Genomic DNA, 11,537 nt, shown 5'->3' on the forward strand with positions numbered 1-11,537 from the left:
ATTAATCCCTTTTGGTGTAATAACTCCAGTTAAGGTAAAAAAAAGTGCATGGATATCTCTTATTATTTCCACCTCTCGGTTTTAACAACCAGGTAATTATCAATTATTAATTAATTAAATTCTCAGATCATGTCTGGATAAGTAGGTAATGAAAAAACCTATCCTTTTGTTTCCACACTAAATCTTCCTATTCTCCCTACTCCCCTACTCCCCCACTCCCCTACTCCCTCACTCCCTACTCCCTCACTCCCTAACTAGCTACCTTTTAAAGACCGTAATTTTTCGTCTAGATAACAACGATCTGATAAACAATGTAGTAATGGGCCGTGAGGACCTATTTCCACAATACTTACTCCACAAACTAACATCATAATGCGATCGCGATACCTGCCAATATCAATTCCCAATAAATCACAAAGCATGATTCTAATAGTTGCTTTATGAGATACTACTAATACATTGCCTGTTTGGTATTTGTCACAAATTTCTTGAATTACCTGAGAAGAGCGACGAGCAATGTCTATACCTTTTTCTCCTTCTGTCGGAGAATTCCAACCAGGATCTGTTAACCAACGAACATAATCATCGTGATAATTACTATTAACTGTTTCTGGGGTTTCTCCTTCCCATTTTCCATAATAAATTTCTTTTAAACCATCCCGTAGCTGCATTTCTAAACCCACAGCATCACATAAAGGTTTTGCAGTAGCAACTGTTCTTTTCATTGGACTAACATAGGCAGCAGTCCAATTTAATGAACTATAAGCTTGAGCAAATTGTTTTGCCATTTCTAACCCTTCGGGAGTTAATTCTGGGTCTAAAATTCCACAGTAACCTCCTGTTTTACTATATGTAGTTTCTCCATGTCGGATAAAGTATAATTTCAAACTCATGGGCTAGATATAGGATAATTTTTCTCCAATATTTTATCATTGTTATAGGGGAATTTTAATGATAAATTCTGTACCTGTTCCGGGAGTAGAAATACATTCTAATTTTCCCTGATGATGTTCTACAATAATTTGATAACTAATTGTTAAACTTGATAACTAATTGTTAAACTTAACCCGGTATCTTTTCCTATTTCTTTAGTCCTGTAGAAAGGATACAATATGTAATTTTGCATTTCCTCACTCATACTCAAATCCGAATTATTATCAATTTTTCTGCTTGTATTTCTTTAGCTTTAGTAATAGTAATTTGAGCAGACAAATTGCTCAATAATTTTATCATCGGTTGTAGCGCATCAATAGCATTACCAATAATTCTATAAAAACTTTGCTATATCTGCTTCATTTATAGGAAAACTTGCATCAACAACAACATCTTTTTTCGGCATCAACCACTTACCAAACCTAGCATAAAGTGCAGGAATTACCAACAAAGTTAAGATAGTAGAGGTAAACAAACCACCCAAAACTACAATTGCCAATGGTTGTAGAATTTCATTTCCAGCACCACTAGCGATCGCTAAGGGCAACATTCCTAATGCTGAAGTAAGGGCAGTCATTAAGATAGCATTCACTCTGTCTAGAGAACCCTTGACAATTACATCCTTAATGTGCATTCCTTGAGCAAATTTATTGTTGTAATTATCTACCAATAATAAACCATTGCGGACGGCAACTCCAAACAGAGTAATAAATCCAATCAAAGAAGCAATTGAAATTACGCCACCCGTTAGAGTAATCGAAACAATACCTCCTACTAACGCCAAGGGGAGGTTGAGCATAATAGCGATCGTTGCAGGAAGAGATTTTACTGAAAAGAACATCAAGATAGCAATAACGATCGCTGCTAAGATGCTGTATAGCAAAAGATTATTCGTAGCATTTTGCTCTGCTTCAAACTGCCCTCCATATTGGATGAAGTAGCCATTAGGCAATTGCACATTTTGGCGAATCTGGGCTTGAATATCTTCTACTACACTACCCAAGTCGCGCTCGGCAACGTTAGCAGAAACAACAATTAAGCGAGAAACATCTTCCCGGTTAACCACATTAGCTCCCATACCATACTGTACTTTAGCAACTTCATTGAGGGAAATTATTTCTCCAGTAGGAGTAGAAATAGGAATCGCACCAATAGCATCTAAATTATTACGAGCTGATTCCTGTAACCCAACGGTAATGTCGATAAGTTGTTGATTTTCCGGTACTTGTGCTACAACTTGACCATTAAGTGCCGTTTCTACCAAATTTGAAATTGCCTCCATAGTTAAACCATAGTAAGCTGCTTCTTCTCGATCATAATTGATTTGTACTTGACGGATGGGTAACTGGGGTTCAAGTTGCAAGTCTACAACTCCAGGAATAGGTTTAATAGCATCACGCACCTGTTCCCCAATTTTTCGCAATTCTATTAAATCTGGTCCGAAGATTTTGACAGCGATCGCGCTTCTGACTCCAGACAATACTTCATCCATGCGGTGAGAAATAAAGCCACCAATATTCGGGGCAACACCGGGCAATTTGAGGAATCTCTCCCGCAGTTGTTTAACGCTTGCTTCTCTATCTTTTAGTGCCTCATCACTCAGTTCCACATCCACATGAGCCATACTAACACCCGCTCCATCGGCATCCCCAGGAGCGCGTCCAGCTCTGACTTGCACCCATTCATAGAGGGGATTATTTTGGAGAGATTTATAAAGTGCTATTCCAGCTCTATTAGTCATATCCAGAGAAACACCTGGAAACAAAACCATTGAATTTACCATTGATTTTTCCTGAAATTTTGGTAGAAAAACTCGTCCCAAGGAAGGAACGATTGCAATAGCAGCTACCAAAGTTGCCAGTGCTAATGCCAGAATTATTTGGGGCGCTCGCAGGGAGAGATTTACTATTGGACAATAGAAACGTTCTGCCCAACGGGAAACAAATGTACCTTCTTGGGGTAAAGTTTGATTTGCTAAAAGAATCGCACAAAGAGCGGGGGAAAGAGTCATTGCTACCAGGGTTGAAGCAGTAATTGAGAGCAAATAAGCTAAACCCATCGGTGCGAAAATACGTCCTTCTACTCCCGTCAAACTAAAAATCGGTGCAAAAACAACAATGATAATTACCGTAGAGAAAATTACGGCTAAACGTACTTGCACCGAGGTATCATACACGACTTGGAAAGGGTGTTTAGGGTTACCTTCTGCCTGATTTCTCCGGAGTCCCCGATAGCAGTTTTCCATATCGACGATAGCATCATCCACCACCGAACCAATAGCAACCACTAATCCTCCTAAAGTCATGGTGTTAATTCCCAAACCAAAAGCTTTCATCAATAACAAGCCAATCAATAGAGACATGGGAATCGCGCTGAGACTAATTGCTGCCGTTCGCCAATTCATCAAAAATACGAGCATAATTATCCAAACGATAATGATACCTTGAACGAGGGAACCACTAACATTGCGAATTGCAGAATCAATAAAATTAGACTGACGAAACGTCCGGGCAGTTTGCACGTCTGCTGGAAATGTCGGCTGCAAAGATGCCATTATAGTTTCAACCGCTTTCGTGACTGTCGGGGTATCCACATCTGGCTGTTTATTAATCATCATTACCACAGCAGGTTTACCATTAAAGCTAGCATCACCGCGTTTGAGTGCCGTACCAGTTTTCACCTCTGCCACATCTTGTAGCAAAATTGGGATGCCATTTTCCACTTTCACAACAGACTGCTGTAAATCTTCAATGGATTGCATTTGCCCAATGCCACGCACTAATAATTCTTGCCCGCCACCAATCAGGAATCCTCCGGGAGCATTGGAACTAGCATTTCTGGCTGCATCAGTTACCTCGGTGAGGGAAACATTGAAGAAACGCAACTTTTCCGGGTCAACTAACACTTGTTCTTGTCGTTCGTCTCCACCATAAACTGTGACTTGAGAAACTCCAGGAACAGAGAGAATTTGATTGCTGAGAGTTACTTCTACTAGACGACGCAAATCCATCATAGAGGTTTTTCCCTGACTATTGACGGTGAAAGCGTACTGCAAAATTGTTCCCAGGGGAGAAACTAAGGGAGAAATTTCTGGTGGATGAGCGCTTTCTGGAAGTTGATTTGTTACCTGTTGCAGCCGTTCTGTCACAGATTGTCTGGCTTTATAAATATCAGCATTTTGGTCGAATACTACCTGCACCATCGACAACCCGACTTTGGAGGAAGAGCGTACTGTTGTTACTCCAGGTAAGCCATTTACGGCACTTTCAATGGGTACAGTGATTTGGGATTCCACTTCTTCTGGAGCTAATCCAGTGGCTTCAGTCTGAATATCAACTTGGGGAGGAGCAAATTCAGGAAATACATCCAGTGGCATCTGAGTAACGGTGAAAATTCCCCATACTGTTATTAAAATAGCAGCGATAACAATAATCCACCTTTGGGCGATTGAGGTTTTGAGGGTTTGATTAAGAATTGAGTTAAACATTTTAATATTATTAGGACTTATATAGAATCCGGTTGAATAGTTGTCATTGCGACGATAGGAAGCAATCTCAGGGATGCAAGTCATTGCGACTGGAACGGAGTGGAAGGAAGCAATGACTTGCATATAGTAATTATCTGGATTTTATATTACACAAATTCTGAAATAATACGCTATCTGTAGAGAGCGAATGCCATTCGCCCCTATCAAATAGCGCGAACTAGCGTCATTCCGTCAGGAAAAGGAAGAGCAAGTGCCGCAGCTATATCGTTGATTTTCCCAATTATTGATGTTTTATTCATCTATTGGACAATAGTTAGAGTAGTTTCCGCATCTTATGAAGTACATATGCGCAGCAAGTGCCGCTGCGCAGCAAGTGCCGCAGCTATAGCTACTTTCATGCAATAAAGCCATGGTATAGAGGAAAAAAAGAATGTTTAGTACGGGAGCAAGATGCTCCCACTGTCATGCTTCGTAACCAAAATAATGACAATGTACCACCAGCCTGTATTTTATATTATGTAGTCTAGCTTGATAAAAATTGTTATAAACTACAAGGGCTTTGTTGTATGAAAGCTTATGGCTACCGCACAAGCTTAAACTTATGTACTTCATACTTCTACAACTATTGTCCAATAAATAAATCAAATCTTGATATTTGATATAAAAAAGGCTGAAATTTTTACCTGTAAAGGCTTTTAGCAGTTTAACTATTGGCCAATAAATGAATAAAACATCAATAATCTGAAAGAGGGTGATATAGCTGTCACTAGGTTCACCTTTCATGTCGGCTCTGGCAACCGAAAAGTGGAACGGATTTTCTATGGCTATTACAACAAAGTCAACTACAAGCCTTAATCAGTGCTTTTACTACGGTTTCCCATCATAGCGATCGCTCCTACTAATAGGGCTGCTCCCCCGCCGACTGCTGCTAAGATTCCCATTGGAAATCCACTAGATTTCTGAGTCGTTTCTCCAGAAAATTCTTCAGACTTTTGCACCATATTCCCAGAGGTATCGTGGCTATGAGGTATTCCTTGGGCATCTGCCTGAGCATGGGCTTCATCTTTTTGGGGAGAAGCAATCGGCTCTGGAGTTGTTGCTGCATCAGCAGTTTTGGTTTTGCGTGATTCGGCATAAAGGGAGAGACTACCTTGGGTGACAAGCTGTTCCCCAATAGATAACCCTTGAGTAATTTCTAGCATTTCGCCTTGGGTTTTTCCAGTTTCCACTTCAACTGGTTCATAAAAATTTTCGTATTTGACAAAAACAAGTTGTTTGCCGTCTGCATCTACTAATGCTGTGACAGGTATCATAACGGCAGGACTATTTTCGACTGGGGCGATGGGTGTCACCACAATACCTAACAAAGAATCGGTTTCGGGATTCACCTTTACTCGATCGATCCCTCCCGTTGCTTGAAACTCATCACCATGTCCAACATGGGATAATGCCACAGTAGGAACACCAAGGGTTAAACTTAGTGCTAGAATACTAATGAGTGAAAATTTTTTCATAATAACTCCTCATATTAACAAAAATAAAGATTAAACAGAATTATTTAATAGTTTGTCACAAGGTAGATGAAATTTAGATGAAATTCAGTAAGTATTTTTTGATGTAAAATTTTTAGGGATTTTAATTGACACTTAGGTACAATTAATATTTAAGTCTAAAAAAGCATTTTTCATAAAGATGAGGTATATTTATGATCCCCCTAAATCCCCCTTTTTAAGGGGGACTTTGAAGGTTTCCCCCTTATTAAGGGGGGTTAGGGGGGATCTAAAACTGTACCTCACAGAGAATGAGAACTGCTATAGAAATCTCCATTAATCAAAAAGAAAATTAAATATATTATTAACTCCCATGACTCAAAAAAATTTTTCTCTACCTAAATACTTCCAATTTGTTCAGTCTTATCCAGAAGCATTTGCCGCAGCTACCTGTGCTTTACTGGTGATTTTTAGTTGGTTTTTTTTACAACTAAATTCGATTGGTTTAGCACTATTTATTCTAGCAGCAGCTTATGTCATTGGTGGTTATGAAAGTGCTAAAGAAGGTTTAACTACTCTCTGGTCAGAAAAAGAATTAGATGTTGATTTGTTGATGATTGTTGCTGCTTTGGGAGCTGCTGGTTTAGGTTTATGGCAGCGAGAATATCACTTAATAATTGATGGAGCAGTGCTAATTTTAATTTTTGCTATTAGTGGCGCTCTAGAAACTTTTGCAATGGAGCGAACAGAACGTAATATTCGCAAGTTAATGGGTATTACTCCCGATACTGCCAGAGTCATCATTAATAATCAAGAAAAACAAGTTCCCATTAATGAGTTAAAAATCGGAGATTTAGTATTAGTAAAACCAGGAGAACTTATCCCAACAGATAGTATTATTTTTGAAGGGAATAGTACCGTCAATCAAGCTCCAATTACAGGAGAGTCTTTACCAGTTGATAAAACTGTAGGAGATGAAGTTTTTGCAGGTACATTAAATGGGAATGGTGTATTAAGATTAGAAGTAAATAAGTCTCCAGAAAGTAGTTTGATTCAGCGGGTAATTCGTTTAGTTGAACAAGCTCAAACAGAAACTCCACCATCTCAGAGATTTATTGAAAAGTTTGAAAAGACTTATGCCAAAATCATCGTTATCTCTGGAATATTGTTGGGAATTTTACCGCCATTTTTGTTAGGTTGGAGTTGGGAAACGACAATTTATCGCGCTCTAATTTTTTTAGTAGTAGCTTCTCCTTGTGCTTTAATGGCATCAATAATGCCTACTTTATTATCAGGTATTGCTACAGGAGCGCGTCAAGGAATTTTATTTAAAAATGGCGCTCAATTAGAAATGATTGGAGAAATAAAAGCTATCGCCTTTGATAAAACCGGAACTTTGACTACTGGAAAACTCCAAGTTGTTGATATTATCCCTGCTAAAGATAAGTCAGAAATAGAAGTTTTAGAATTAGCTGCTGCCCTAGAATCTTGTTCCGAACATCCCATAGGAGAAGCTATTATCCAAACAGCAATTAGAAAAAATATTCAATGGCGATCGGCAACTAATATCACTGCCGAAACTGGCGCAGGAATTACGGGAGTTGTCGATAGTCAAATTATTTTAGTAGGTAAAGAAAATTTAATTAGCTCAGAAATAAATGCTGGTTTCAATCCTCAGTTATTAGCTGAAAGTAACCGCCTACAAAAACAAGGAAAAACAGTAATCTGGGTCGCAAAAGAGCGAGAAATTATTGGCATTATATCTGTTGCAGATACGGTGCGTTTAGAAGCTAAAAAAATGATAAATAAGCTCAAATCTCTAGGTATTGAATCTATAGTTATGCTGACAGGAGACAACAAACAAACTGCTGATACTGTTGCTCAAAATCTTGGCATAAATATAGTCTATTCAGAGTTATTACCCGAAGATAAATTAACAGTAATTAAGCGACTTCAACAAGAAAATAAAAATGTAGCAATGGTGGGAGATGGTATTAACGATGCTCCGGCTATTTCTCTTGCTACAGTTGGTATTGCTATGGGAGGTGCGGGTAGTGATGTTGCCTTAGAATCAGCAGATATAGTATTAATGGCAGACCGTTTAGAAAAATTAGTTGAAGCTATAAGTTTAGGTCGTCGTGCCAATCGTATTATTAAGCAAAATATTACTTTTGCTATTGGATTTATTTTCCTATTATTGATTGCTAACTTTACTGGAAATATTAATATGCCTCTCGGCGTACTTGGCCATGAGGGGTCTACAGTTTTAGTAACATTAAGTGGTTTACGTTTGCTAAAATGACATTTTATCTCGGCTGAAACACAAGAAATTCCTATCTATTTAGGGTTTGCTGAATAAAGTCTTTTGGTAGGGGTAGGAGACAGGAGACAGGAGAAATGGGAATTCTAGAGGAGATAGTAGAAAGAATCATGCCTTGATTTTTCTGCCTAATTCTTGACCAAAATCCTAATATTTTGAACCTGAGTCGTCTAAAACCTCGCACTTTTTGATACTTAAAAAGGCTAAAACCTTTATCTGTAAAAACTAGGAGACAGGAGATAGGAGAAATGGGAATTCTAGAGGAGATAATAGAAAGAATCATGCCTTGATTTTTCTGCCCAATTCTTGACCAAAATCCTAATATTTTGAACCTGAGTCGTCTAAAACCTCGCACTTTTTGATACTTAAAAAGGCTAAAACCTTTATCTGTAAAAACTTTTAAATTTCATCAGCAAGCACTATTTAAACTGTTTAAACTGAAATATTATACACTCAAGTAAATGTAGTAAAATTTTTGATATTTGCTATTGTCTATAAGTTGCGCAAAATGAGGATTCTGCTAGTAGAAGATGAAGAAGATTTAGGACTAGCAATTAAGCAAGTCTTGGTCAGTGAAAAGTATGTAGTCGATTGGGTATCCGATGGTCTTCAGGGATGGTTTTATCTAGACAACCAATTGACAGAGTATAGTGTGGCAATCATTGATTGGCTCTTACCGAAGCTATCGGGATTAGAACTATGCAAACGGCTCAGATTGCACAAAAATCCTTTGCCAGTCCTGATGCTTACTGCCCTCGATAGACCAGAAAATCGTGTCGCTGGGTTAGATGCAGGAGCTGATGATTACTTGGTAAAACCATTTGTGATGGCAGAACTACTGGCAAGGTTGCGGGCACTTCAGAGGCGATCGCCACAATTTCAACCCCAAAATCTTACGGTTGGCAAATTTACCCTAGATTACGCTAACAATGCTCTGGTTATCAGTTTAGCTCCATCCTCTCAAACGATTCCTTTGACAGTCAAGGAATTTCAGATTTTTGCCTACCTGATGCAGCATCCCAACTGTATCATTTCTGGGAGTAAGATTCGCCATCAACTCTGGGATTTTGCAGCAGAACCAATGAGCAACGTCGTCGCTGCCCAAATGCGGTTATTACGTCGTAAGTTAGCAAGTTATGGCTGCGACTGCCCCATTGAAACCATCCGAGGTCAGGGTTATCGGTTCAATACATCTAGGGTTTGCTGAAAAAGTCTTATGGGTGAGGGTAGGAGTCAGGAGTCGTAGGGGCGTTTCATGTCGCGCAGCGAAACGGCCGTTAGCTTCGCATAACTATCGTTAACGCCCGTACAGGAGTCAGGAGGAATTGGGAATTTAGAGGAGACAGGAGTCATAATTATCCCTTGATTTTTCTGCCTTATGTAGCCCAAAATCCTAGCTTTTTGATTTTTCGGGAACCGTGCATGAAGCAGCTCAAAACCAGGTCTTTTTTCCAGAAAAGGCTAAAACCCTATATATGTCAATAATTTTAGATTGAATCAGTAAGCCCTATCTAGAGAAAAAATACAATGAATAGCCATCAACTATTTCGTCACAGTCGTTTACGTTTAGCACTCTGGTATGCTCTGGTCATGGGGGTGATTTTAAGCCTATCTGGGTTTGGTATGTATCGAGCGTTAGTTCAAGCAAAATGGCAAGCCTTGGAACAAGAAATTGAGTCTATTGCTGGAACCCTACATGATAGTCTTGAACCGATGTTACCAATTTCCGAAGATCCCACTCTAGTTTTACAGCAAATTTTTCCGGAATTGTGTGTAGTTGGGCAACCCTGTAATACCAATCCTACTCTAATCCAACGACATACTATTGGAATTAGCGATCGCCAGACTTACTACATTCGTCTATTTGACAATCGAGGAAATCTGCTAGCATTTTCACCTAATCAACCCACAAAACTAACTCAAACTTTACACTCTGTTTCTTGGCAAACACTTCAAAGTCCTAATGGTATTCGCTACCGTCAATTTACGATTATTCTACACGGTGCTACAGCCCATCAAGAATTCAATAGCAGTAATTCTGCCTCTTCCTGGGGTTACTTACAAATTGGGCGAACCTTAGAATCCTTCGATGTAGAAGTCAAGCAGTTCCAATGGATTTTAGCGTTTTGGTTTCCCATTGCTTTAAGTGGGGTAGGGATTTCTAGTTGGTGGCTTTCAGGATTAGCGATGCAACCTATTTACGAGTCTTACCAGCAACAAAAAGAGTTCACTGCTAATGCTGCCCACGAATTGCGATCGCCACTTGCTAGTCTCTTAGCTACTGTGGAAGCAATTTTACGAATACCACAATCGAATCCGCAAAATATCAAGACCATGCTCCAAACAGTGGAACGACAAGGACGACGCTTGAGCAATTTAATTGCAGACTTACTATTTTTGACCAGTCTAGAACATAATTTATCATCGCCTCAGCTCTTTCAACCCTGTTGTTTAAACGATTTAATCAGCGATTTAACTGAGGAATTTTTAGAACTGGCAACCTTCGCTAAAATTGACCTAATTAGTCAAATTCCTGATGGCGAAATTTATGTTTTAGGGAATGAGCCTCAGTTGTATCGTTTAGTATCAAACTTAATTACCAATGCGATTCATTATACACCTAATGGCGGTCAAGTGGTGGTTAGTTTAACAGCTCGCGACTGTACCGCATTCATTACTGTCAAAGACACAGGAATTGGTATTCTCCCCTCAGAACAAGCTCGTATTTTTGAGCGCTTCTACCGTGTTGACAGCCATCGCGATCGAAAAACGGGAGGAACTGGACTTGGTTTAGCCATTGCCAGGGCAATCTCCCATCATCATCAAGGAGATATTACCGTCAAAAGTCAACTAGGTAAAGGCAGTTTATTTACGATTCATCTACCTTGTATATCTCAGACGTCTGGCTGAATAGATACCTATTCTTCCTTATTCCTGATTCAAAAAATTATTAATTCAACTGGAATTTGTTGCATGAAAGTAGCGATAGAGCATTCATTCTACAGATATATCGCTCTCTTTAGCTGTTGATGTCCTATTCATCTATTGGACAATAGTAAGGGCTAGAAAATTAAACTTCAAAGCCTTTACAGGCAAAAGTTTCAGCCTTTTTATTTTCCAAATTGATGTTCTATTCATCTATTGGACAATAGTTACAGCAATTTCAACACATTGTTATTGTACATATGCGAAGCGCGAGTGGCAGCTATATACTTTCATGCAACAAAGCCGAACTGTATTGACTTTCAAAGAGGAATTGAAATTACAAATTCTGTACCTTTTCCTGAAGTAGAAATACATTCTAATT

6 protein-coding genes are annotated in these 11,537 nt (G+C 39.0%); 3 read left to right on the forward strand and 3 right to left on the reverse strand.

Annotation, left to right across the window (positions count from 1 at the left end; genetic code table 11):
• Window positions 1–254: 254 nt before the first annotated feature.
• The 3 genes from ACP6PK_RS03575 to ACP6PK_RS03585 all read right to left on the reverse strand — a co-directional run bounded on the left by ACP6PK_RS03575 (window position 255) and on the right by ACP6PK_RS03585 (window position 5,934).
• Window positions 255–893 carry a histidine phosphatase family protein gene (locus ACP6PK_RS03575; RefSeq protein ID WP_426557811.1) on the reverse strand — a complete coding sequence of 213 codons (639 nt, stop codon included), beginning with the start codon at window positions 891–893 and terminating at the stop codon, window positions 255–257.
• Window positions 894–1,267: 374 nt separating this feature from the next.
• Window positions 1,268–4,420 carry an efflux RND transporter permease subunit gene (locus ACP6PK_RS03580; protein WP_426557813.1) on the reverse strand — a complete coding sequence of 1,051 codons (3,153 nt, stop codon included), beginning with the start codon at window positions 4,418–4,420 and terminating at the stop codon, window positions 1,268–1,270.
• A gap of 851 nt (window positions 4,421–5,271) precedes the next feature.
• Window positions 5,272–5,934, reverse strand: coding sequence for a permuted SH3 domain-containing protein (locus ACP6PK_RS03585; RefSeq protein ID WP_426557815.1), 663 nt, complete (start codon window positions 5,932–5,934; stop codon window positions 5,272–5,274).
• Window positions 5,935–6,283: 349 nt separating this feature from the next.
• Between ACP6PK_RS03585 and ACP6PK_RS03590 the strand changes: the two genes are divergently transcribed.
• The 3 genes from ACP6PK_RS03590 to rppB all read left to right on the forward strand — a co-directional run bounded on the left by ACP6PK_RS03590 (window position 6,284) and on the right by rppB (window position 11,140).
• On the forward strand, window positions 6,284–8,212 hold the full coding sequence (locus ACP6PK_RS03590) for a heavy metal translocating P-type ATPase (protein ID WP_426557817.1): 1,929 nt from the start codon (window positions 6,284–6,286) through the stop codon (window positions 8,210–8,212).
• 526 nt (window positions 8,213–8,738) lie between these two features.
• Window positions 8,739–9,437 (forward strand): two-component system response regulator RppA, encoded by a 699-nt coding sequence (gene rppA, locus ACP6PK_RS03595; RefSeq protein ID WP_426557819.1) that lies wholly within the window; start codon window positions 8,739–8,741, stop codon window positions 9,435–9,437.
• Window positions 9,438–9,757: 320 nt separating this feature from the next.
• Entirely contained in the window at window positions 9,758–11,140 is a 1,383-nt protein-coding gene (gene rppB, locus ACP6PK_RS03600; RefSeq protein ID WP_426557821.1) for a two-component system sensor histidine kinase RppB, read from the forward strand.
• Window positions 11,141–11,537: the final 397 nt, after the last annotated feature.

It is taken from the genome of Dapis hubbardiae BLCC-M172, assembly GCF_050016015.1.
In the GTDB taxonomy this organism is placed as follows: domain Bacteria; phylum Cyanobacteriota; class Cyanobacteriia; order Cyanobacteriales; family Microcoleaceae; genus Trichodesmium.

Coding starts and splice junctions, on each gene's coding strand:
- ACP6PK_RS03575 (WP_426557811.1), bottom strand. CDS start 893: ATGAGTTTGAAATTATACTTTATCCGACATGGAGAAACTACATATAGT.
- ACP6PK_RS03580 (WP_426557813.1), bottom strand. CDS start 4,420: ATGTTTAACTCAATTCTTAATCAAACCCTCAAAACCTCAATCGCCCAA.
- ACP6PK_RS03585 (WP_426557815.1), bottom strand. CDS start 5,934: ATGAAAAAATTTTCACTCATTAGTATTCTAGCACTAAGTTTAACCCTT.
- ACP6PK_RS03590 (WP_426557817.1), top strand. CDS start 6,284: ATGACTCAAAAAAATTTTTCTCTACCTAAATACTTCCAATTTGTTCAG.
- rppA (WP_426557819.1), top strand. CDS start 8,739: ATGAGGATTCTGCTAGTAGAAGATGAAGAAGATTTAGGACTAGCAATT.
- rppB (WP_426557821.1), top strand. CDS start 9,758: ATGAATAGCCATCAACTATTTCGTCACAGTCGTTTACGTTTAGCACTC.